Raw genomic sequence first — 23336 nt, 5'->3', positions numbered from 1 at the left:
CGAATCGGATTGTAGGTATGGCGGTTCTGCTGATAATGCTTCTGGTATCGGCGCTGGCGGTGATTTATAGCAAATATTACTCGCGACTGATCTTTATCGAGATTCAGAAACAGGAAAGAGCTTTGGATCAGTATGAAGTGGAATGGGGACAGTTGCAGTTGGAACTGACGACTTTAACGGAACAGAATCGGGTTGAGTTAGTCGCGCGGGAGCAATTGAAATTGGTCATGCCGTTACGGGAAAAGATTATTTACATAAAACCGTAAATGTTAGATTTTCAAGACAACAGGAAAACAAGCGCGCAAACCGGCGATTTCTCCGGCAGAAGAAAGTTCGTCATGGTTTTCATGATGAGTTGTATGGCGGTATTGGTCGGGCGAGCGGTTGATCTGCAGGTACTGAATAAACAGTTTCTGAAAGACCAGGGCGATATGCGGCAGGTGGATGACGTATCCGTATCGGCCTATAGGGGCATGATCAAAGATAGAAACGGCGAACCTTTGGCAATCAGTACGCCTGTGCAATCCATATGGGTGAATCCTAGGGAGCTTAAGTTCGCTGCGAAAGATCAAGTCCGGCAAATGGAAAAACTGTTGGGCCTGTCGGATGGCAAAGTAACCGAACTGCTCAAAGAGGATACTACGCGGCAATTCGCGTATATCGCTCGCCGGATCAATCCCGGATTGGCGGATCAGGTAAAAGAGTTAAAACTGACCGGTGTGTATTTCGAGCGCGAATTCAAGCGTTTTTATCCTACGGGCGGCGTTTCGGCGCATTTGGTGGGCTTCACCAATGTGGACGATATCGGGCAGGAAGGGCTTGAAGCAGGGTATGAAAAAGCCTTGAAAGGCACTCCGGGCAGCAAGCGGGTCATCAGGGATGGGCAGCGTCGCATTATTGACGACATTGAAAACATTAAAGAACCGGTTTCGGGAAAAAATCTAGAGTTAAGCATTGATCAGCGCATCCAGTATCTGGCGTATCGGGAATTGCAGCTGGCCGTTGACATGCATAAAGCCAAATCAGGCACCTTAGTGGTATTGGATGCAAAAAACGGAGAAATTCTGGCGGCAGTGAATCAGCCGTCTTTCAATCCGAATACCCGCAAGAATCTAAAAGAAAGCTTATACAGGAACCGGGCAATGACGGATGTCTTCGAGCCGGGTTCGACAGTTAAGCCTTTAGTAGTCGCGGCGGCTTTGGACGGCGGTTACGTCCGCCCCGATGAGGTTTTCGAAACCAACGGCATGTTTCGGGTCGGGCGCCATCTGGTCAAGGATGTGCATAATTACGGCACCATGACTTTGACAGACGTGCTGAAGAAGTCCAGCAACGTGGCGGTTAGTCAGATGGCGTTGGAAATGCCGCCGGCCTATTTCTGGGGTCTATATGACAAACTCGGGTTTGGGACGGCGACCGGAGCCGGTTTTCCAGGTGAAGCCAGCGGTAGTCTGCTCGATTATCACAAATGGCATCCTTTTGAGCAGGCGACCTTGTCGTTCGGTTACGGTTTGAATGTAACCGCTGTGCAATTGGCAAGAGCTTATACGGCACTGGCCGACGATGGCATTCTGCATTCGGTCAGTTTATTGAAACGGGATGAAGATGAAGATATGCGGCGCGTGTTCTCAGCCAAGACCGCCAGGCGCGTCAGGGCGATGATGGAAACCGTAGTTACGAAAGACGGCACGGCTTATGAGGCCAGGGTCGATGGCTACAGAGTCGCCGGTAAAACCGGAACGGCAAAAAAAGCCGGGGCCGGAGGCTATGTTGATAAAGCCTATCAGGCTGTTTTTGCTGGCATGGCGCCGGCTAGCGACCCTAGGCTGATTATCGTGGTCATGATTGACGAACCTTCCGCCGGTCAATATTACGGTGGCATAGTTTCCGCTCCGGTGTTTTCCAAAGTCATGGCTGGCGCATTGAGAGTGCTGGGCGTAGCGCCAGACCAGGAAGACACCATGCCGGTGCTGCTGACGCAGAAAGCCTCATGAACATGAAGCTGAAGGATTTATTAGCGGGGCTTTCGCTCGTCGACGATGAATTGACGATTACGGGTTTGGCGCTGGATAGCCGAGCGATAGTCAAGGGCAATGCATTTATTGCCCTGAATGGGTCTGCGCAGCACGGATTGATGCATGTCGCTCATGCTATTGCAAATGGCGCTTGTGCTGTGATTTTTGACCCGGCCGGGCAGGGTAGGCAATTGGCGGAAGGGGTCGGCGATATTTCAGCCATTCCGGTTGACAATCTGGGATTGCGGTTGGGTGAGATCGCCGCGCGTTTTTACGGTGATCCATCGCAACGGCTCGATGTTATCGGTATTACCGGAACGAATGGAAAAACCTCGTGCAGTCAGTTTTTAAGTCAGCTTATGGATGATTGCGGCATTATCGGGACACTGGGTTGGGGCGAGTGGGGCAAACTCAGCAAGACGCTTAACACGACGCCCGACGCCCTGGCCGTTCAGCATATACTGGCTGAGCTGGCAAAGGCTAAAAAACAAACGGTTGCAATGGAAGTGTCCTCGCACGGTTTGGAGCAGGGCCGCGTTAACGGTGTACGTTTTAAAGGCGCCGTCTTTACCAATATCAGCCGCGATCACCTCGATTATCACGGTTCGATGGAGGCTTATGTCGAGGCCAAACTGGCATTATTGCATAAGCCGGGACTGGCTTTCGCGGTAGTGAATCTGGACGATGAGTACAGCAAACAAATTATAGCCGCTGCGCCTGATTCGGCCGCCGTATGGGGATTTAGCGCCAAAGGGAAAACAGAAGGCTCCGGCGAAAACGTGAATGCAGAGCACATCCTGCATCAAGCCGGCGGCATCGAGTTTGACGTGCGTTGGCGGCACGAGCAGCGGCGCGTCAAGGTGCCGTTATACGGCGATTTCAATGTAGAAAACGTCCTGGCTGTGTTGACCGTCATGCTGGCGATGGGGCTTACATTGACAGATGCTGCTGACAGGTTGAAGCGCCTCGAGCCAGTGGCTGGACGCATGGAGCGCCTAGGCGCAGAGGGTGAACCTCTGATTTTTGTCGATTATGCCCATACGCCGGATGCATTGGACAAGGTGTTATCCAGCGTCAGGAAGCATTGCAAAGAGGCTTTATGGGTGGTTTTCGGTTGCGGCGGCAACAGAGATATCGGCAAGCGTCCGCAAATGGGAGCCTGCGCAGAACGTCGGGCAGACTATGTGATTGTTACGGATGATAATCCGCGTTATGAAAATGGACTCGATATAGTAAATGACATATTGGCTGGTTGCAGTTCAGGTAAGGTTGAAGTGATCCAAAACAGAGAACAGGCGATACAAAAAGCGGTAGCTAGTGCGGGCGCAAACGATTGTATCGTGATTGCCGGTAAAGGCCATGAGCAGTATCAGGAGATCAATGGCGTAAAAATACCGTTCAGCGACAATCAAGCGGTGATTGACGCATTAAAAGCGAGAGCGGCGCAATGATGGCGATGAGATTAAGCGATATTGCCCGCTGTGTGCACGGACAACTCGTCGGGCAGGACACAGCCATCTCATCGGTCAGTATCGATACCAGAGCCATCAAGCTCGGACAGCTCTATGTGGCAATCAAGGGACACAACTTCGACGGCAATGATTTCGTCGATCTGGCCGAGCAGGCCGGAGCCGCCGCGGCCATTGTGAATAAAGGAGTCGCGGCGACAATGTCTCATATAGTCGTCGATGATACACGTCTGGCATTGGCTGAACTGGCCGGCGCCTGGCGCCGGAAGGCATCAGTTTCGGTAGTCGGCCTGACCGGCAGCAATGGCAAAACGACGGTCAAGGAAATGGTGGCAGCCATATTGGGCGTCAATGATCCGGTATTGTTTACTCAGGGCAACCTGAACAATGAAATCGGGGTGCCTTTGACTTTGCTTCGGCTCGAAGAACGGCATCGCTATGCCGTGGTCGAGATGGGGGCAAACCATCCCGGAGAAATTGCCTATACCAGCACCCATGCCCAAGCCGATGTCGTGATCATCACGAATGTAGGTGCGGCACATATAGAAGGTTTCGGCAGTCTGGACGGTGTCGCGCGGGCGAAAGGCGAAATTATCCAGACGCTTAAAAATGACGGCATTGCCGTGTTGAATCACGATGATGCCTATTTCGACTATTGGAAAGCCATAGCCGGAGCCAGAAAAACCGTGTCATTCGGTTTAAATGACGGAGCCGACGTGACTGCCCGGGCAATCAGGACGGAAATCCGCACTAATGAGAGTTCCGATTCGAGTGGTACAGCTTCTGCCGAGTTTATAACCGGTTTTGAGTTAGTCACGGCTCAGGGTTCTCTGAATGTGAACTTGAAACTGGCAGGACGGCACAATGTCCTTAATGCGCTTGCGGCGGCGGCCGCCTGTCTGGCCTTAGGCGTAGGCCTGCAACAGATTAAACAGGGGCTGGAAGGCGTAAAACCGGTGACGGGCCGTTTACAGCCGCTGATGGGCCGGCAGCGCAACATCATCATCGATGATACCTATAATGCGAATTTTGCCTCACTGAAGGCGGGACTGGAGGTGCTGAAAGGCATGCCAGGCGAACCCTGGGTTGTCCTGGGGGCTTTTGGCGAATTGGGGCCGGAGAGCAAAAAAATACATGAAGAAATGGGCGAACTGCTTAAAGCCAGTGGAGTCGTGCGTCTGTTGGCTACAGGTGCCGATACCCGAAATACTGTGCGGCTTTTTGGCCCGGGAGCTACTTTTTTTGAGACCCAGAATGAGCTGATCGATGCATTAAAACAAGAACTTAAAGGCAACGAATCGGTTTTGATCAAAGGGTCGAGAGCGCAGCGCATGGAAAATGTAGCTGCAGCTCTGGTTGAAAATTTCAGGATTTAGAAGATGTTAGTTTATTTGGCAGATTATTTAATGACATTCGAAGGCGGCTTTCGGGTTTTTCATTACCTGACATTTCGCGCCATTCTCGGAGCATTAACTGCGCTGATGATTTCCTTCATCGTCGGGCCGGTGATGATCAGAAAACTAAGCCGCAACAAGATCGGGCAGAGTGTTCGTGAATGCGGTCCGCAAACGCACTATGAAAAATCGGGCACTCCTACCATGGGCGGAACCCTGATTTTGGTGGCGATTGCCATCAGTACTTTGCTGTGGGCCGATCTCGGCAATCGCTATATCTGGGTCATCATGCTGGTCACCATGGGCTACGGCGTTATCGGATTCGTCGATGACTATCGGAAAGTGGTTCGCCGCAACAGTGACGGCTTATCGGCTAAAGCTAAGTATTTCTGGCAGTCCGCCATCGGGCTGGTGGCCGCAGTTTTTCTGTACAAAACAGCCGTGCTGCCGGCGGAAACGCAATTCATCGTGCCTTTTTTCAAGAGCGTCATGCTCGATATGGGCTGGATGTATGTGGTGTTGGCCTATTTCGTCATTGTCGGCAGCAGCAATGCCGTTAACTTAACCGACGGTCTGGATGGATTGGCCATTATGCCGACCGTCATGGTGGCTTCCGGGCTGGGAATTTTTGCCTATCTGTCCGGGCATGTGACGTTTGCCGAATATCTGGCGATTCCTTATTTGCCTAATGCCGGGGAATTGATTGTATTTTGCGCCGCTTTGGTGGGCGCCGGATTGGGCTTTTTGTGGTTTAACGCTTATCCCGCGATGGTGTTTATGGGCGATGTAGGCGCGCTGGCGCTGGGCGGAGCTTTAGGCGTATTGGCAATACTTGTTAGACAAGAAGTTGTGCTGATGATTATGGGCGGTGTTTTCGTCATGGAAACGGTATCCGTGATTATCCAGGTTGCCTCTTTCAAGACGACAGGGAAACGCGTTTTCCGTATGGCACCGATTCATCATCATTTTGAGTTGAAAGGTTGGCCCGAACCTCGGGTTATCGTACGTTTCTGGATCATCACCGTGATCTTGGTGCTGATCGGTCTGGCAACTTTGAAATTGAGATAAAGAAAATGGATAAGACAGCGATTACAGAATTGTTAAAAAAGAATTTTGCGCTGGATCCACACAGCGCCAAGGTTTTAGTGGTCGGCCTTGGCGTAACAGGAATTTCAGCGGCACGTTATTTACAAAATCTGGGCATTAAGTTCGCTATCGTCGATAGCCGGGCTAAACCGCCGCTATTGGAGGAATTCTCCCAGCAGATGCCTGACGCCGCGGTTTTTACCGGCGGATTTGATGAAGCGGCTTTTAAGGTGGCTACGCATCTGGTCGTCAGTCCCGGTGTGTCGCTTAATGAGAACGCTATTGTCAAAGCCATTGCCAATGGCGCGAGAGTCGTCAGCGATATTGATCTGTTTGCCTGCTCTGTTGATGTGCCAGTTGTTGCGATTACCGGTTCCAACGGTAAAAGCACCGTGACAACCATGCTCGGCGAAATGGCGAAAGAAGCCGGCAAACGCGTGGGCGTAGGCGGAAATCTCGGGACGCCGGCTCTGGATTTGCTAGAGCAGGATGCGGAACTGTATGTGCTGGAGCTTTCAAGTTTTCAGCTGGAAAGAACCACTGTTTTCAATGCAGCGGCTGCTACCGTGCTTAATGTATCGGCGGATCATCTGGACAGGCATGCCGATATGGCCGGCTATGCTGTGGAAAAGCGCAGGGTTTTCGACGGCAATGGCGTTATGGTCATTAATGTTGATGACCCTGTTGTCAATGCGATGAAAGATGCAAACAGAGAAGTGCTCACATTTTCTATCAACAGCATGAAGGCAAATTTTTACCTTGCAGCAAAAGACGGCAAGGAATATCTGATGCACAATGACACGACACTGATGCCTCTGGCCGAATTGCCGCTTGAAGGTCGGCATAATGCGGCAAATGCGCTGGCCGCTCTGGCATTAGGCGTAGCTGTCGGATTGGATGAGCAGGCCATGTGCCGGGCATTGCAGAAATTTAAAGGGCTGGCGCACCGCATGCAGCGCGTCGCTGAAATACGCGGCGTCACTTGGGTCAATGATTCAAAGGCAACCAATATCGGTGCCTGCGTGGCGGCTTTGCAGGGGTATGACCGCAAAGTCATTCTGATTGCCGGGGGCGATGCCAAAGGCGCTGATATGAATGAGCTGATGCCCGTCATCAAAGAAAAAGCCAAAAGTGTCGTGTTGATGGGTAAGGATGCGGGACTGATCGAGCAGGCGCTCAATGGCTGTGTACCCGTTTATTCTGCTGAAAATATTTTTCAGGCGGTGCAGATTGCCGCCAATCTTGCAGACGCCGGTGAAAGCGTATTGCTTTCTCCAGCCTGTGCCAGTCTTGATCAGTTTAAAAATTATCAGGATCGCGGCGAGAAATTCACTAAAGCGGTGCTGGAGCTGGTTGCATGAGCGATCGCGCGAAAACGCCGCGGACCAGGCGATTGCATTTTGATCCGTTGTTGCTAGCGACGTGTACGAGCCTGTTGCTGATCGGTTTCATAATGGTGACGTCATCATCATTGCATTTAGGCGTAAAAATGGCCGATGACAGCCTGCATTATCCGATCAGGCAGCTGATACACATCGGCCTTGGATTATTCCTGGGTGCCGGTGTTATGGCGGTGCCCATGCAAACCTGGGAAAAATGGGGACCGTGGCTGTTCATAACGGGCTTGCTGTTGCTGGTGATTGTGCTGGTGCCCGGCCTCGGCATAAGGGTCAACGGCAGCGTACGCTGGTTGTCATTAGGCGGTTTGCGCATACAGGTGTCGGAAGTCGTTAAATTCTTCGCCGTTATCTATATGGCGGGCTATGTTACTCGGCATGAGCAGTCTTTGCGCGAGTCGGCTTACGGGATTGTAAAACCTTTGGCGCTGTTTTCGTTGGCTTGCCTATTATTGCTGATGGAGCCGGATTTTGGTTCGTCGGTAGTCATTTTATGCATCGCCATGGGCATTATGTTTCTAGCCGGCGCCAGATTGTCGCAATTCATTATTCTGCTGGCCATAGTGGCCTTGCTGGCCGTCTTGCTGGTCTATTTTTCGCCTTACCGTCTGGTCCGGGTGACCAGTTTCATGAATCCTTGGGCCGATCCGCTGAATACGGGATTTCAGTTGGTGCAGGCGCTGATTTCTTTTGGGCGCGGCGAATGGTTGGGCGTGGGACTCGGCAGCGGCATACAGAAATTATTCTATTTGCCGGAAGCGCATACCGACTTCCTGTTTTCAGTGATTGGCGAAGAGTTGGGGCTGCTGGGCGTAGTGACTGTCATCGGTTTGTTTTCGTTACTGATATGGCGGACTTTTCAGGTGGCTGTCGAGGCAGAAAAGGCAGGGCAAAAATTCTCGGCTTTTGTTGCCTATGGGTTGGCCATCTGGTTTGGTTTTCAGTCGTTCGTCAATATGGGGGTCAACATGGGCATTTTGCCGACGAAGGGGCTGACTTTGCCGCTGATGAGTTACGGCGGCGGCAGTATGATGATTATGTGTTGCGCGGTGGCGCTGCTGTTTCGCGTGCAGAGCGAAGTTTATGAAATTAATGCCAACAGGCCTAAAGGAAAGTCGGAATGGGCAAGCGCATAGTCATCATGGCCGGCGGGACCGGCGGTCATGTGTTTCCGGCCTTGGCGGTCGCACAGTCGCTGGCGGAAAAAGGCTGGCAGGTCAGCTGGCTGGGTACGCGGAAAGGCTTGGAAAGCCGTGTCGTTCCCGAGAATGGCATTGAGATTGACTGGCTGTCGGTTTCGGGCGTGCGCGGCAAAGGCATAATGGCCAAATTAAAAGCCGTATTGACACTGGCAAAGGCTTGCATGCAGGCATTACGAGTCTTGCGGCGACGTAAACCCGACGTGGTGCTGGGCATGGGCGGATTTGTCGCAGGGCCAGGCGGCCTGATGGCAAGATTGCTGGGCATACCTTTGGTCATTCATGAGCAAAACCGTGTACCCGGTACGACAAACCGGCTGTTGGCAAAAATAGCCAATCGCATACTGGAGGCTTTCCCCGACAGTTTTAACAAGGAGGTGAAGGCTGAATGCACAGGCAATCCACTTCGGAAACAGTTTTTAAACCGGCTCGATGACCGCGGCAGGCGGAGCAATCAGGCTGTCCATATCCTGGTCGTGGGCGGCAGCCAGGGTGCCCAGGTATTGAATGAGGTTGTTCCGGAAGCGGTCAGGCAACTGAAAGATGCGCAGATCAAGCACCAGACCGGCACGGTCATGTTCGAGCAGGTCAAAAGCCGATATGAAGCTTTGGGCATTAATGCTGACGTAAGCGCTTTCATAGATGATATGGTGGCGGCCTATCAATGGGCTGATATGGTGATTTGCCGGGCCGGCGCGATGACCGTCAGTGAAGTCGCCGCCTTGGGGGTGCCGGCTATTTTTATACCGCTGCCGCATGCCATTGACGATCATCAAACAGCGAATGCCCGCTATTTAACTGATGCCGGCGCCGGAATCTGCTTGATGCAGAAAGACTTGAATGCCGCAACGCTGGCAGAACAAATAACAAAAATGCTGAAACAACTGGATGTAATGAGTAAAACTGCAAAACAATGCGCCCGCCTGGATGCGACTGAAGTCGTTGCCGGCTATTGCATGGCCGAGGCCGGCTTATGAATTTCCCTAATGTACAGATGCCGACCCAGGTGTTAGGCAAAATCGACCGGATACATTTTGTCGGCATAGGCGGTACCGGCATGAGTGGTATCGCAGAAGTTTTATCCAATCTGGGCTATAAAGTCTCAGGTTCGGACATAAAAGAAAGCTCGGTCACGCAAAGGCTGGCCGGTTTGGGCGTAACCATCAATATCGGACATAAGCGCGAAAATGTTGCAAAAGCGGATGTGGTTGTTGCCTCAAGCGCCATAGACCGCAGCAATGAGGAAATCGACGAAGCGTATCTGAACAGGATACCGGTGATTCCGCGGGCGGAAATGCTGGCGGAGTTGATGCGCTTCAGGTTCGGCATTGCCGTAGCGGGCACGCACGGCAAAACCACTACGACCAGCCTGACAGCCAGCATGCTGGCCGAGGGCGGGCTCGATCCGACTTTCGTCATCGGCGGCCGGCTGAACAGCGCGGGCAGCAATGCCAAGCTGGGGCTAGGGCATTATCTGGTTGCCGAGGCCGATGAGAGCGATGCGTCATTCCTATATTTACAGCCGATGATGGCAATCGTCACCAATATCGACCAGGATCATATGGCGACTTACCAAGGCAGCTATCAGCGATTGAAGGAAACGTTCATTGAGTTTCTGCATCATTTGCCTTTTTATGGTTTGGCGGTCATGTGCATGGATGACGAAGGCGTCAGAGAAATCCTGCCGCACATCTCCAAGCCGGTGACTACTTATGGCGTACATGCCGATGCCGATGTGCGAGCAATCAATATTAAACAGGAAGGCATGCATACTTCTTTTAAAGTGATTCGCCGGGGCGATCATCCGCCGCTGCAGGTCACCTTGAACATGCCCGGCTGGCACAATATGCTTAATGCGCTTGCGGCCATCAGTATCGCGACTCATCTTAGTGTCGATGATGAGGCGATCATCAACAGCCTGGGCGCATTCAAAGGCGTCGGCAGACGGTTTCAAATTCAGGGCGATCTGGAGGTAACCGGCGGGCAGCTGACGTTCGTTGATGACTATGGCCATCACCCGCGCGAGATTGCCGCAACGCTGGAAGCCTTACGGCAGGCCTGGCCGGACAGACGTTCGATTGTTATTTTTCAGCCGCACCGCTATACGCGTACACGGGACTTGTTTGAGGATTTTGTCAAAGTCCTTTCTACCGTTGATGTACTGATTCTGATGGATGTTTATGCGGCAGGAGAAGCGGTTATTCCCGGCGCAGATGGAAGAGCATTAAGCAGGGCTATTCGCTTGCGCGGCCAGGTTGATCCGGTATTCGTTGAAGACTGGGAAGATCTGCCGCAAATACTGGCCGGCATCGTAAAGCCTGATGACGTGATTTTAACAATGGGGGCCGGCAATGTGGGGCAAGTCGCCACGCAATTGCCGCAGCTGCTATCGGACGCTTTCGGGTCAATAACTTGTCAGGATTGAAAGAAGAAAGATTGGATCTCGCGATGAAAGGGCGATTGTTAAATCACGAAAAACTGGCGAAATATACCAGCTGGCGAGTCGGCGGACCGGCTGACCGGTTATATATGCCATCTGATCGACAGGATTTGATAAATTTCGTAGCGGAACTGTCTAATAAAAACAGCACAGCTTCAGGACCAGTATTCTGGATGGGCCTGGGCAGCAATTTGCTGATCAGGGATGGCGGTATACGCGGCACAGTCATCAATACCAAAGGCCGGTTGAAAGAAATGAGATTGACCCCGGACGGGTCGATTTATGTCGAGGCCGGCGTTCCTTGCGCGCATGTGGCGCGCTTCTGCGCGGAGCAAGGACTTGTCGGTGCCGAGTTTCTGGCAGGCATACCAGGAACGATGGGCGGCGCCCTGAAGATGAACGCCGGCGCCTTTGGCGGCGAAACCTGGAATATTGTTAAAAGCGTGGACATGTTGAATTCGAAAGGCCAGGTTCATATCCGGCTGCCTGAGGATTTCGAGATTAGCTACCGTTCGGTGAAAGGCTGTGACGATGAATGGTTTTTGGCGGCGCATCTAACGCTGCAGCAAGGCGACACAGCAGAGAGTATGCAGCGCATAAAAGGTTTGCTGGAAAAACGGGCGCAAACGCAGCCGACCAACCAGCCGAGCTGCGGATCGGTATTTAAAAATCCGCAAGGCGACTATGCGGCAAGGCTCATAGAGCAGACCGGTCTAAAGGGCTATACCATAGGCGGCGCCTGCGTGTCGGAAAAACATGCGAATTTTATTATTAATACCGGCACGGCGACGGCTGCCGATATCGAAGCCTTAATTAATTATGTTCAGATTAAAGTAATGGAAAGTCAGGGGGTTGAGTTGCAGACTGAAGTTTGTATGGTAGGCGTAGCATTATGAAGCCGTTGAAGATTAAAGAGGCGCGAGAGTTCGGCAGGGTTGCCGTGTTGATGGGCGGGGCCGCCGCTGAAAGAGAAGTTTCATTGAAAAGCGGCGCCGCCGTGTACGACGCTTTAAAGCGCCAAGGCATTGATGCAATCGCTATTGATGTGACAGGCAATCCCATAGAAGCACTGGCCGGGCTTAAGGTTGACCGGGTATTCAACATCATTCATGGACGGGGCGGTGAAGACGGCGTGCTTCAGGCGGTTCTGGGTGTGATGGGCATTCCCTATACCGGCAGCGGCGTTCTGGCTTCGGCACTAAGTATGGATAAGCTCCGAACCAAGCTGTGCTGGCAGGGGTACGGATTGGTTACGCCCAAATGGTTATTGTTGAAAGATGAACATGATCTGGACGATTGCATAGCACAGCTGGGCTTCCCGGTTATTGTGAAGCCGGCTCAGGAAGGCTCCAGCATAGGCATGAGCAAGGCAACCAATCGTGACGAGTTGCAAAGAGCGTTAAAAACCGCGGCAGAATTCCGCTGTGATGTCTATGCGGAGTCTTGGGTGACAGGTAAGGAATATACGGTTGGTATATTGAATGGCGAAGCATTGCCGGTCATACGCCTGGAAACGCCGCATGCGTTTTATGATTATGAAGCGAAATACAAGGCCACCACGACTCAATATCACTGTCCATGCGGCTTAGGCCAGGATGAAGAGTTGAGGCTGCGTGATCTGGCCGTGAAAGCCAGCCAAGTGCTAGGCGTTAAGGGATGGGCAAGACTCGATGTGTTTGTCGATGATGCCGGACAATATCAATTGATTGAGATTAATACCGTACCGGGCATGACGGATCACAGTCTGGTGCCGATGGCGGCTAAACAGGCCGGCATTGATTTTGATGAATTGGTTTGGCGGATATTGGAAACCAGTATCGGCTAATGAATAAATACGCGGTAAGAATTCTGGCGGCCGCATTATTGCTGACAGGTTTGATCTGGCTGTATAGGCAGGATGTCAAGAGCTACGGCTCCGACACAATGCCCATTAAATACGTCAGGATAGAAGGCGTCTTTCAATACCTTAGTAAGGATGAGATAAAAATGGCGCTGCAGCCACTGGTCATGACCAGTTTTTTCTCAGCGGATATGCAGGCGATACACGAAGCTGTTGCGCAGCTGCCGTGGGTGCAAGCCTCTACGGTTAAACGGGTTTGGCCGGACGCGATTGACATAAAAGTATATGAAAGGAAACCTTATGTACGTTGGGGGCAACACAGCCTGTTAAATGAAAGAGGCGAATTGTTTACTCCGAAGAATGTAGAACAATTTCAGACATTGCCTATGCTTGTAGGACCAGAGCAGCAACACAGGAAAGTTCTGGAAATAATGAAGGGCATTAAAACAGTGCTGGCGGATCAGTCTATGGAGTTGGCCGAGTTTAGCATCGATGATCGGTGGTCATGGAAAATCAGGCTGGCAACCGGTATGGAGATACTGTTGGGACGAAATGAGCCGTTAAAGAAACTGCAGCGCTTCTTGAAGACGCTGGCCGTATTTGGGCCAGAGCAGGTTGATGCAATGGCTGTGGTTGATCTGAGGTATCCCAATGGTTATGGAATTTCATGGAAACCCGGAACCGCTGAAATTGACTGGAAAAAAATTGCAAACCCCGAAAACGAAACAGATGGGCGATTAGAAAAGGCGACACAGAGTAAACAAAATGGCGAAAAAAACAGAGCGTAATTTAATAGTCGGACTGGACATTGGGACTTCCAAGGTCGCTGCTATTGTGGGTGAGCTTACCGGTGAAGGCAGAGTAGAAGTCATAGGCATTGGCTCAACAGCGTCGCGCGGACTGAAAAAAGGCGTAGTCGTTAATCTTGAATCGACCGTGCAATCCATACAGCGGGCCGTGGAAGAGGCTGAATTAATGGCAGGGTGCCAGATCAGGTCCGTATTCGCAGGCATTGCGGGCAGCCATATCAGAAGTCTTAACTCTCATGGCATCGTGGCGATCAAAGACAAGGAAGTGACTCAATATGATATCGACAGGGTCATTGATTCCGCCCGCGCAGTCGCTATCCCTGCCGATCAGAAGATTATTCATATTCTGCCGCAGGAATTTGTCATTGATCTCCAGGAGGGCATTAAAGAGCCTATCGGCATGTCAGGCATACGTCTGGAAGCGAAAGTTCACATGGTCACGGGCAGCGTCAGCGCCGCCCAGAATATCATCAAGTGCATCCGCCGTTGCGGGCTTGAGGTTGAGGATATTGTGCTGGAACAGTTGGCGTCATGCAATTCGGTGCTGACCGAAGATGAAAAGGAACTGGGCGTCTGTTTGATTGATATCGGCGGCGGGACGACGGATATCGCTATTTTTGTCGATGGCGCGATCAAACATACGGCCGTCATTCCGATAGCCGGCGATCAGGTCACCAATGACATTGCCGTTGCCTTGCGCACGCCCACCTTCAATGCGGAAGAGATCAAGCAAAAATATGCCTGTGCATTAACGCAATTAGCCAATATTGATGGCGTCATTGAAGTGCCCAGCATCGGCGACAGGGCACCGCGCAAGATTTCGGTGCAAAGTCTGTCAGAGATTATAGAGCCACGTTATGAAGAGCTGATGCTGCTGGTACAGGCGGAACTGAGGCGCAGTGGATATGAAGAATTGATTGCCGCCGGAGTTGTCTTGACCGGCGGCAGTTCAAAAGTGATGGGATTGATCGAACTGGCGGAAGAAATTTTTCATATGCCGGTCCGCATGGGTATCCCGCAAAATGTGACTGGACTAACCGAAGTTGTGAGAAATCCAGTTCACTCAACAGGGGTCGGTTTATTAATGTATGGAAAAGAGCATCAGAGCGGCGACAGAATCATTGATTCCGAGAGTTCTGGATTGTTTTTAAAAATAAAGAGTTGGTTTCAGGGTAATTTTTAGTATTCGTAGGGTTTATTTAAGGGGCAGCGAAAATGAAATATGAATTAATGGATATGTGTACTGAAACGGCCAATATCAAAGTTATTGGTGTTGGCGGCGGTGGCGGTAATGCGGTCAATCACATGATTGACAGTCACATTGAAGGTGTGGAGTTTATCTGTGCGAATACCGATGCGCAGGCTTTGAGAAGATTGAATGTCGGTACGATTATCCAGCTGGGCGTTGAGTTGACTAAAGGCCTTGGCGCAGGCACCAATCCGGATATCGGAAGACAGGCGGCGGAAGAAAATAAGGAACGCATCAGAGAAGTGATTGAAGGCGCGGACATGCTGTTTTTGACTGCGGGCATGGGCGGAGGTACCGGTACGGGCGCTATTCCGGTTATTGCAGAAATTGCCAGAAGCATGGGCATTCTGACTGTGGCAGTCGTAACCAAACCCTTCCTGTTCGAAGGCAAGAAAAAGTTGGCGGTTGCGGAAAAGGGCATTAAAGAACTTGAGCAATATGTCGATTCATTGATCACGATTCCGAATCAGAAGCTGTTGCGCGTGCTGGGCAGCAGCGTTTCCCTGGTCAATGCATTCAAGGCTGCCAACGGCGTATTGCTGGATGCGGTACAGGGCATTACTGAGCTTATCGTGCATCCGGGCATGATCAACGTGGACTTTGCCGACGTAAGAACCGTCATGGCCGGCATGGGCGCCGCGATTATGGGCACAGGCTCGGCGACAGGCGAGCATCGTGCCCGCGAAGCGGCTGAAAAAGCCATTGCCTGCCCATTGTTGGAAGATATCAACTTACAGGGCGCAAGAGGCATTCTGGTCAATATTTCTGCCGCCGATATGGGTATTGCCGAGTTTGACGAAGTCGGTAATATTGTCCATGAGTTTGCTTCCGAAGATGCAATCATCAAGATCGGCACCGCTATTGATCCTGAGCTGGGCGATGAAATTAAGGTCACTGTCGTCGCGACAGGCATGGGATTGGCGGCGTCATCAGCTAAAGGGGGGCCGGTTAAACTGGTACAGAAAGCGGCGGCTGGCGAGGTCGACTATGGCGTACTCGATAAACCGACCGTCATACGCCAGAACAGGCCTGAAACCAGGGAAAATCGGTTCGGAGCGCAACCTAAAAAAGATATCGATCTGGATTATCTGGATATCCCGGCTTTCTTGAGACGGCAGGCCGACTAGACGGAAAGTCGACTTAATCTCTTTTTTGGCCTGGTTGTGGTAGAATTCCTGTTTTGCCCCTTAATTCGGCGTCCTTTATTTTATGATTAAACAGCGAACTTTAAAAAATACAATCAGGGCTACAGGCGTAGGGCTGCATACGGGCGATAAAGTGTATTTGACTTTACGCCCTGCAGAACCGAATACCGGTATTAAATTTCGCCGCGTTGATTTAGATGAGCCGGTTGTCATTGATGCTTCACCGGAAAATGTCGGCGAAACAATGCTTTCAACAACGCTGGTTGCAGGTGACGTAAAAATTTCAACCATAGAACATCTGCTTTCGGCGTTTGCCGGATTGGGCATCGATAATGCGATTATCGATGTCAGTGCTGCGGAAGTTCCTATCATGGACGGAAGCGCCGGCCCTTTTGTGTTTTTGCTACAGTCGGCCGGGGTTGAGGAGCAGGATAGTCCAAAACAGTATATTCGCATAAAGCGCAGCATCAGAGTTGAAGACGGTGATAAATGGGCGGCTTTCGAGCCATTTGAGGGCTTTAAGGTGACGTTTACCATCGATTTTGAGCACCCGGCATTTGATGAGCGCGTCAAAACTGCAACAATGGATTTCTCGTCCACGACTTTTGTAAAGGAAGTAAGCCGAGCCAGAACCTTCGGTTTCATGAAAGATATCGATATGCTCCGGCAAAATAATCTTGCGTTGGGAGGCAGTCTCGATAACGCCATCGTGGTGGACGACGATAAGATTCTCAACGAGGATGGCTTACGTTGTGCGGATGAGTTCGTTAAGCACAAAATTCTTGATGCGATCGGCGATCTGTATCTCCTGGGGCATAGTTTGATCGGTGCCTTTACCGGTTATAAGTCCGGGCATGGACTGAACAACAAATTATTGCGTACTTTACTGAATGATAAAGACGCGTGGGAAATGGTTACGTTTGATGAAGAAGAAGACGCGCCGATTTCCTTCATGCGCTCCGCGCAATCACCGCGGTCCGCTGCTTAAATTCCGCTTCGGGCTATTCGGCATCGTCGGATAGCCGCTGCAGCGTTGCGCTTAACTTCAGCAACGCTTGTTTCAACTGATTATCCGGAACATTTAGACCCAGGTTCCGGATGATTTCAATTTTGTCCTTTGCCGGCACATTGGCTTTCCTGATTGGTTTTTCATAAGGGCTTTTCTGCTCGGTAAGAATTTTGACCTGCATAAGGGCGACAGGCTCACGCGTGATTGGCACAACAGCGGCAAGAATGGCTTGGCTATAAAAGCGCAACTGTGATGCCCAGGCCGCGGAATCCGTATAAATCAGCAATTTCTTATCGTTTACTACGCAATAGCGCGCATGTTTTGCCAGAGCTTCCGGCAGTGCCTCCCGAATGTGTTGCAGAATCTGACGCTGTTGCTCGATCCGGCTGTAAAAATGGGCAATGGCCCGGTTTGGAAACGATAGCGCCGCTTTAAATGCGACTGGTTTTTTAGCCATGTACGTGTGAAAAGGTTCTTACAGGAATGTTGGATTATTTAAGAAATTATCATATAGTGACAAGGAAGTTCATTTTCTCATACTGTAAATACGCAACCAGGCGGATAAAATGAAACAATTCATTCAGGATCTTGCAGAAAAACACAACAACCAGGAAAAACAGCTGCTTCAGATCCTGCGAGAGATTCAGGCCTGCTACCATTATATCCCGGAACAGGCGATAGAACAGTTATCCGGATTATTGTCCATCCCCCGAACGCGAATCAGCGGCGTAGTCGAATTCTACAGCTTTTTGCACTTGACCCCCAGGGGGCAGTATGAGCTGTTGATCAGCGATTGCATTACCGACCACATGCGGGAAAAAAAAGACCTGACCGGTTATTTGGCAGATAAGCTGAACGTGGCTGTCGGCGCGGTGCGTAAAGACGGCTTGGTTAGCCTCGATAACACCTCCTGTACGGGCATGTGTGATCAGGGCCCTGCCGGCATGGTTAACGGCTATGCCTTAACCCGTCTGGACCGGGACCGGATTGACCGGATCGCTGATTTGATCAATCGCCGGGAGCCATTGGCGGCGTGGCCGGCTGATCTGTTCTATGTCGACGACACTGTAGCCAAGCCAGGGCTTTTATTAAAACAGCCCATTATGCAAGGCGCCGCGCTCAGAGCGGCCTTTAAAAGAGGTCTGAAAGCCACTCTGGCGGAAATTGAGCAATCCGGTTTGCGAGGCCGAGGCGGGGCCGGTTTCAAGACGGCTATGAAATGGGCGTTTTGCACCGGTGAAGCTCAGAGCGAGCGCTATGTCGTCTGTAACGCCGATGAAGGCGAGCCCGGCACATTTAAGGATCGAGTGCTGTTGAATTCCTTTGCACATCAGGTCTTTGAAGGCATGACCCTGTGCGCAGCGATTACCGGCGCCAGGCAGGGCTTCCTGTATTTGCGCGGCGAGTATCTGCACCTCTATGACCGTTTACAGGAAATCTTGCATCAACGCAGACAGGCCGGCCTGCTAGGAAGCAATATTCTCAGGGAGGGGCTGGATTTTGATATCGACATCCACCTCGGCGCTGGCGCTTATATCTGCGGTGAAGAATCGGCGCTGATCGAATCGCTGGAAGGCAAAGCGGGCATTCCGCGCAACCGCCCGCCTTATCCCGTTACGCACGGGTATCTCGGCAAGCCGACGGTAGTCAACAATGTCGAGACATTTTTTGCCGCGAGCGCGATTGCCGTCAATGGCGCCGACTGGTTCACACAGGTTGGAACGGAGAAATCAGCGGGTACGAAAATTCTCAGCATCAGCGGGGACTGCGCCAGACCCGGCATCTATGAATATGCGTTCGGCACAACCATTCAGACGGTATTGAATGATTGCGGTGCGATGGATGTGCTGGGTGTGCAGATGGGCGGTCCTTCCGGCACGTTTATTTCCAACCAGGAATTCGACCGCAAGCTGGCTTTCGAGGATCTGGCAACCGGCGGATCAGTCATTATCTTTAACGAAAGCCGTAACATTTTCGATATCGTCCATAACTTCACGCACTTTTTTGCGCATGAAAGCTGCGGATTTTGCACGCCATGCCGGGTTGGAACTTCGTTATTGAGGAAGCAGGTCGATAAAATTCATGAAGGGCATGGCTCGGCCGGCGATGTCGCGGCCCTTGAAGAATTGGGCCGGCTGATCAAGGGCTACAGTCACTGCGGCCTGGGGCAAACGGCCGCCAATCCGGTGCTGACGACTTTGGAGCGCTATCCTGAGCTGTATCAGAACAAATTGAAGAAAATCAGTTACGAGCCGGGATTTGATCTGGATGGCGCGCTTGATATCGCCAGACGCCTGGCGCAGCGCGATGACGCTGCGGCTCATTTATCCCAGGTGGGTGATCATGACTAAAACCATTACGATTGACGGCAAGACCATCCCCTTCGAAGAGGGGCAGACCATTATGGAAGCCGCGACTGCGGCCGGCGTTTATATCCCGCATTTATGCCATCATCCGGAATACGCACCGCACGGCAGCTGCAAGCTGTGCTCGGTCACCGTAAATGGCCGGTCCTGCACAGCCTGCACATTCCCGGCCTTGGAGAGTCAGGAAATACTCAATGACACTAAGGAATTGAATGACAGCCGACGCAGAATCACACAAATGCTGTTCGTGGAGGGCAATCATTTATGCCCGGGCTGCGAAAAAAGCGGCAATTGCCAGTTGCAGGCCGTCGGCTATTACCTGAATATGCTCGACAACCATTTCGTGCACTTCTTTCAACCGCGCGAACTGGATGCTTCGCACCCCGATGTGCTGGTCGATCGCAACCGCTGCATTTTCTGTACGCTGTGCGTGCGCGCCAGTCATAGAGACGGCAAGGACGTGTTCGCGATCAGCGGCCGCGGTATCAACAAGCGGCTAATTTTCAATTCCGAGAGCGGTCTGTTAAAAGACACCGATCTGGACGTCAATGATCGGGCCGCGCATATCTGTCCTACTGGGGCCATTCTGATCAAACGCACCGGATTTACTGTCCCGATCGGCGAGCGCCTGTTTGACGACAAGACCATCGCCGAAACCAGCTTGGATTATGAGCGGGGTGATCATGGCGGATAAAGTCAAAGTAGCAACCGTATCGCTGGCAGGCTGCTTCGGCTGCCATATGTCGCTGCTCGATATTGATGAACGTATAGTGCAGTTGGCTGGTCAGGTTGAATTCATCCGCTCGCCGCTTACCGATATAAAGCGCTGCACCGATTGCGATATAGGCCTGATTGAGGGCGGGGTGTGCAACTCGGAAAACGTTCATACGTTGCGGGAATTCCGCAAGCACTGCAGGATTTTGGTAGCTGTCGGCGCCTGCGCCATTAATGGCGGCCTGCCGAATTACAGAAACTATGTGCCGCTGGAAGAATGCCTTGGGGAATCTTATCTGGACGGAATCGGCGTCGAGAATCCGCATATTCCCAATGATCCCGAACTGCCTTTGCTGCTGGACAAAGTGTATCCAGTGCATGAAGTCGTCAAGATAGATTATTTCCTGCCGGGCTGCCCGCCTGCGGCTGATGTATTCTGGAAATTCCTGACCGATCTGCTGGAAGGGCGCGACCCTGCACTGCCTTATGAATTGATCCACTACGACTAGATGCCTATGTACGAGTACTTGGAAACGGCCGAAAATCCGGAAAACCTGAAGCGCGTTGCCATCGATCCGGTTTCGCGCGTTGAAGGGCACGGCAAGATCACCTTACTGCTGGATCAGGACAACAAAGTCAAACAGGCCCGGCTGCATATCGTCGAATTCCGGGGCTTCGAGCGTTTCATGCAGGGCCGGCCTTACTGGGAGTTTCCGGTTATCGTGCAGCGCCTGTGCGGCATTTGTCCGATCAGCCATCAATTGGCCGCCGGCAAGGCCATCGATCAACTGGTCGGTGTTGATCCGCAGAATTTGCCGCCTGCCGCAGACAAGCTAAGGCGCCTACTGCACTTCGGGCAGGTGCTGCAGTCCCATGCCTTGCATTTCTTTTATCTGGCCAGTCCGGATCTGCTGTTCGGCTTTGAAAGCGATCTCAATAAGCGCCACATTGTGGCCGTACTGGAAGCCTATCCGGATATCGGCCTGCAGGGCATCAAGCTGCGCAAATACGGTCAGGAAGTCATCCGCATGATCTGCGGCAAACGCATACATGGGACGGGGGCCATTGCCGGCGGCATGAACAAGTCCTTGACTCAGACAGAGCGTGACTACCTGCTGCAGGATATCGATCAGATAATAGCTTGGGCGGCAGGCGCGGTAGAACTGGTTAAAAAGGTGCACGGCTCCAACCTGCCGTATTACGATCAGTTTGCCGCGATACGCAGTAATTATCTGGGCCTGACCAGGCCTGACGGCGCGCTGGAGCTTTATCATGGCGGCTTGCGCGCCAGGAACGATAAAGGCGAGACCATCATCGATCATGTAGACTATTGCCGATATAACGACTATATCCATGAAGAAGTACGTTCATGGAGCTATATGAAATTCCCTTATCTATTGGCGCTGGGCAAGGAGAACGGTTGGTATCGCGTAGGTCCTTTGGCTCGCGTCAATAACTGCGATTACATCGATACGCCGTTAGCGGAAACTGCGCGGCTGGAATTCAAGGCGTACGGCGGTGAAGCCATGGTGCACAGCACGCTGGCTTATCATTGGACGCGCATGATCGAAGCCCTGCATTGCGCCGAACGCATCAAGGAACTGCTGAACGATCCTGAAATCATGAGCCACGATCTGGTTGCGAAAGGTGAGAAACGCTGTGAAGGCATTGGCGTGATCGAGGCACCGCGCGGCACATTGTTTCATCATTACCGTGCCAACGAAGACGGTCTTGTCACCAAGGTGAATCTGATCGTTTCGACCACTAGCAACAATATGGCCATGAATGAGTCCGTGCGACAGGTCGCGTCAGAGTATCTGTCCGGTCAGGAATTGACGGAGCCGTTGTTAAATAATCTGGAGGTCGCCGTTCGCGCCTATGATCCCTGTTTGTCCTGCGCGACGCATGCCGTCGGAAAAATGCCGCTGCAACTGGAATTGATCGATGCGGAAGGCAAGCTGATCGATAGGCTGGTCAGGCACAGCGACGGCGAATTCGAGCATAACCTGGATGGTTAAGCCGGTTCTGCTGTTTGGCTACGGCAATCTCAGTCGCGGCGATGATGCTTTGGGGCCGCTGTTGCTGGAGTTCGTCGAATCCCATTTGAGCCTGGACAATATCGATATATTGTCCGATTTTCAGCTGCAGATCGAACATGCGCTGGATCTTGAGAGCAGGGCCTTGGTTTTGTTTGTCGATGCGTCCGTATCCTGCGCTAAAGCATTCGATTTTGCCGAACTCAGTCCGGTACGCGACAAAAGCTATAGTACACACGCACTGAATCCTTCCGCGGTTCTGGCCGTGTATCAGGATGTCAAGAAACAAACGCCGCCGCCGTGTTTCCTGCTGAGCATTAGAGCGCAGCAATTTGAACTCGGCTCCGGATTGAGCCTGGAAGCTGAGGTTTGCTTAACGCAGGCCAGTCAGTTTGCGGCACTGTTATTGAATAATCCGGCGCTCGATTTTTGGCGGCGGCAGGCAACATCATGCAAGGAAGAGAGTCATGCATGAGATGTCATTGCTTGAAAAATGTGCGGGAAATGCTGGAAAAAACATGCTAAAAGCCAGGCCACCAGGATGATACTGGAAATCGGCAAGTTGTCCTTTTGTAGATCCGGCCGCCTTGCGGTTTGGTTTCAATATGATCATGAAGGGCTCGCTCAATATGCCGGACAGATCAATTCTGTCTTTCAGATCATCAAGTTATCGGCGGCCAAAGGCGGTTATTTCTTCGATCGGCTGGCCCGGAATATCAAGCCGGCGTCGTAAGCGGCTGACTATTTGGAAAAAGGTTGATTTAATAAATTGACATGCCTGGAATGCCCATATAGAATGACCGTTAGCTCGAAATACGATTTACCGCATGTTTATCTTTACGAAGTTCTTCTGTAGTTGCTCGTCCTGTTTATCATTAAGTAATTCTTCATTTCCCAGCTCCACCGGCCTTAACAGGCTAAATTACTAATTTTTATTTTAATAGGATTGCAATTATGGCTTCCACTACTACCGGTACCGTTAAATGGTTTAACTCTGAAAAAGGCTTCGGCTTTATTCAACAAGAAAACGGCCCTGATGTATTTGTTCATTTCCGTAACATTAACGGCTCCGGCTTTAAATCCCTTGATGAAGGCCAAAGAGTACAGTTTGTTGTGACTCAAGGCCAAAAAGGCCCGCAAGCAGAAGAAGTAACTATCATCTAATTTG

General features: G+C 51.6%; 23 protein-coding genes. 22 read left to right on the top strand and 1 reads right to left on the bottom strand.

What is annotated here, in order from left to right; genetic code table 11:
- The first annotated feature begins 17 nt into the window (after positions 1 to 17).
- From ftsL to lpxC, 15 genes are all read left to right on the top strand, one after another.
- On the top strand, positions 18 to 266 hold the full coding sequence (gene ftsL, locus ACTNE6_RS17780; RefSeq protein ID WP_194968198.1) for a cell division protein FtsL: 249 nt from the start codon (positions 18 to 20) through the stop codon (positions 264 to 266).
- Positions 267 to 1994 (top strand): peptidoglycan D,D-transpeptidase FtsI family protein, encoded by a 1728-nt coding sequence (locus ACTNE6_RS17775; RefSeq protein WP_442497695.1) that lies wholly within the window; start codon positions 267 to 269, stop codon positions 1992 to 1994.
- 2 nt (positions 1995 to 1996) lie between these two features.
- A complete protein-coding gene (locus tag ACTNE6_RS17770) occupies positions 1997 to 3466 on the top strand; it encodes a UDP-N-acetylmuramoyl-L-alanyl-D-glutamate--2,6-diaminopimelate ligase (protein WP_442499716.1) in 1470 nt (489 codons plus the stop codon).
- On the top strand, positions 3466 to 4860 hold the full coding sequence (locus ACTNE6_RS17765; RefSeq protein ID WP_442499715.1) for a UDP-N-acetylmuramoyl-tripeptide--D-alanyl-D-alanine ligase: 1395 nt from the start codon (positions 3466 to 3468) through the stop codon (positions 4858 to 4860). Before ACTNE6_RS17770 ends, ACTNE6_RS17765 begins: the two co-directional genes overlap by 1 nt.
- 3 nt (positions 4861 to 4863) lie before the next feature.
- On the top strand, positions 4864 to 5946 hold the full coding sequence (mraY, locus tag ACTNE6_RS17760; protein WP_194968200.1) for a phospho-N-acetylmuramoyl-pentapeptide-transferase: 1083 nt from the start codon (positions 4864 to 4866) through the stop codon (positions 5944 to 5946).
- Between the two features lie 5 nt (positions 5947 to 5951).
- Positions 5952 to 7325 carry a UDP-N-acetylmuramoyl-L-alanine--D-glutamate ligase gene (murD, locus tag ACTNE6_RS17755; protein ID WP_194968201.1) on the top strand — a complete coding sequence of 458 codons (1374 nt, stop codon included), beginning with the start codon at positions 5952 to 5954 and terminating at the stop codon, positions 7323 to 7325.
- Positions 7322 to 8497, top strand: a complete 1176-nt coding sequence (gene ftsW, locus ACTNE6_RS17750; RefSeq protein WP_442497694.1) for a putative lipid II flippase FtsW — start codon at positions 7322 to 7324, stop codon at positions 8495 to 8497. The genes murD and ftsW overlap by 4 nt, the downstream gene beginning before the upstream one ends.
- Entirely contained in the window at positions 8482 to 9537 is a 1056-nt protein-coding gene (gene murG / locus ACTNE6_RS17745; RefSeq protein WP_442497693.1) for an undecaprenyldiphospho-muramoylpentapeptide beta-N-acetylglucosaminyltransferase, read from the top strand. The genes ftsW and murG overlap by 16 nt, the downstream gene beginning before the upstream one ends.
- On the top strand, positions 9534 to 10985 hold the full coding sequence (murC, locus tag ACTNE6_RS17740) for a UDP-N-acetylmuramate--L-alanine ligase (protein ID WP_442497692.1): 1452 nt from the start codon (positions 9534 to 9536) through the stop codon (positions 10983 to 10985). The genes murG and murC overlap by 4 nt, the downstream gene beginning before the upstream one ends.
- Before the next feature lie 23 nt (positions 10986 to 11008).
- On the top strand, positions 11009 to 11896 hold the full coding sequence (gene murB, locus ACTNE6_RS17735; protein ID WP_442499714.1) for a UDP-N-acetylmuramate dehydrogenase: 888 nt from the start codon (positions 11009 to 11011) through the stop codon (positions 11894 to 11896).
- Complete coding sequence (locus ACTNE6_RS17730) at positions 11893 to 12825, top strand: D-alanine--D-alanine ligase (RefSeq protein WP_442497691.1); 933 nt, start codon at positions 11893 to 11895, stop codon at positions 12823 to 12825. The genes murB and ACTNE6_RS17730 overlap by 4 nt, the downstream gene beginning before the upstream one ends.
- Entirely contained in the window at positions 12825 to 13628 is an 804-nt protein-coding gene (locus ACTNE6_RS17725; protein WP_442497690.1) for a cell division protein FtsQ/DivIB, read from the top strand. The genes ACTNE6_RS17730 and ACTNE6_RS17725 overlap by 1 nt, the downstream gene beginning before the upstream one ends.
- Entirely contained in the window at positions 13606 to 14832 is a 1227-nt protein-coding gene (ftsA, locus tag ACTNE6_RS17720; RefSeq protein WP_194968208.1) for a cell division protein FtsA, read from the top strand. Before ACTNE6_RS17725 ends, ftsA begins: the two co-directional genes overlap by 23 nt.
- Positions 14833 to 14864: 32 nt before the next feature.
- Positions 14865 to 16025 (top strand): cell division protein FtsZ, encoded by a 1161-nt coding sequence (ftsZ, locus tag ACTNE6_RS17715; protein ID WP_442497689.1) that lies wholly within the window; start codon positions 14865 to 14867, stop codon positions 16023 to 16025.
- 82 nt (positions 16026 to 16107) lie between these two features.
- Complete coding sequence (gene lpxC / locus ACTNE6_RS17710; RefSeq protein WP_194968210.1) at positions 16108 to 17031, top strand: UDP-3-O-acyl-N-acetylglucosamine deacetylase; 924 nt, start codon at positions 16108 to 16110, stop codon at positions 17029 to 17031.
- Positions 17032 to 17044: 13 nt separating this feature from the next.
- Here the strand turns inward: lpxC and ACTNE6_RS17705 are convergent, their stop codons facing one another.
- Positions 17045 to 17509, bottom strand: coding sequence for a DciA family protein (locus ACTNE6_RS17705; protein ID WP_442497688.1), 465 nt, complete (start codon positions 17507 to 17509; stop codon positions 17045 to 17047).
- A 109-nt stretch (positions 17510 to 17618) separates the two neighbouring features.
- Here ACTNE6_RS17705 and ACTNE6_RS17700 point away from each other — a divergent pair, with 109 nt between their 5' ends.
- The 7 genes from ACTNE6_RS17700 (at position 17619) to ACTNE6_RS17670 (ending at position 23332) form a co-directional block, all read left to right on the top strand.
- Positions 17619 to 19403: an NAD(P)H-dependent oxidoreductase subunit E gene (locus ACTNE6_RS17700; RefSeq protein ID WP_442497687.1), complete on the top strand. Its 1785-nt coding sequence runs from the start codon at positions 17619 to 17621 to the stop codon at positions 19401 to 19403.
- Positions 19396 to 20112: a 2Fe-2S iron-sulfur cluster-binding protein gene (locus ACTNE6_RS17695; RefSeq protein WP_442497686.1), complete on the top strand. Its 717-nt coding sequence runs from the start codon at positions 19396 to 19398 to the stop codon at positions 20110 to 20112. The genes ACTNE6_RS17700 and ACTNE6_RS17695 overlap by 8 nt, the downstream gene beginning before the upstream one ends.
- Positions 20102 to 20641 (top strand): NADP oxidoreductase, encoded by a 540-nt coding sequence (locus ACTNE6_RS17690; RefSeq protein ID WP_442497685.1) that lies wholly within the window; start codon positions 20102 to 20104, stop codon positions 20639 to 20641. The genes ACTNE6_RS17695 and ACTNE6_RS17690 overlap by 11 nt, the downstream gene beginning before the upstream one ends.
- A 6-nt stretch (positions 20642 to 20647) precedes the next feature.
- A complete protein-coding gene (locus tag ACTNE6_RS17685) occupies positions 20648 to 22150 on the top strand; it encodes a Ni/Fe hydrogenase subunit alpha (protein WP_442497684.1) in 1503 nt (500 codons plus the stop codon).
- Positions 22143 to 22643: a hydrogenase maturation protease gene (locus ACTNE6_RS17680; RefSeq protein ID WP_434484563.1), complete on the top strand. Its 501-nt coding sequence runs from the start codon at positions 22143 to 22145 to the stop codon at positions 22641 to 22643. The genes ACTNE6_RS17685 and ACTNE6_RS17680 overlap by 8 nt, the downstream gene beginning before the upstream one ends.
- 66 nt (positions 22644 to 22709) lie before the next feature.
- Entirely contained in the window at positions 22710 to 22901 is a 192-nt protein-coding gene (locus ACTNE6_RS17675; protein ID WP_442497683.1) for a hypothetical protein, read from the top strand.
- A gap of 221 nt (positions 22902 to 23122) precedes the next feature.
- Positions 23123 to 23332 (top strand): cold-shock protein, encoded by a 210-nt coding sequence (locus ACTNE6_RS17670; RefSeq protein WP_194968218.1) that lies wholly within the window; start codon positions 23123 to 23125, stop codon positions 23330 to 23332.
- Positions 23333 to 23336: the final 4 nt, after the last annotated feature.

It is taken from the genome of Methylobacter sp. sgz302048 (assembly GCF_052162025.1).
GTDB lineage: Bacteria > Pseudomonadota > Gammaproteobacteria > Methylococcales > Methylomonadaceae > Methylobacter.
The sequence above is the reverse complement of the archived record's forward strand: the minus strand, read 5'-3'. Positions and strand labels throughout refer to the sequence as shown.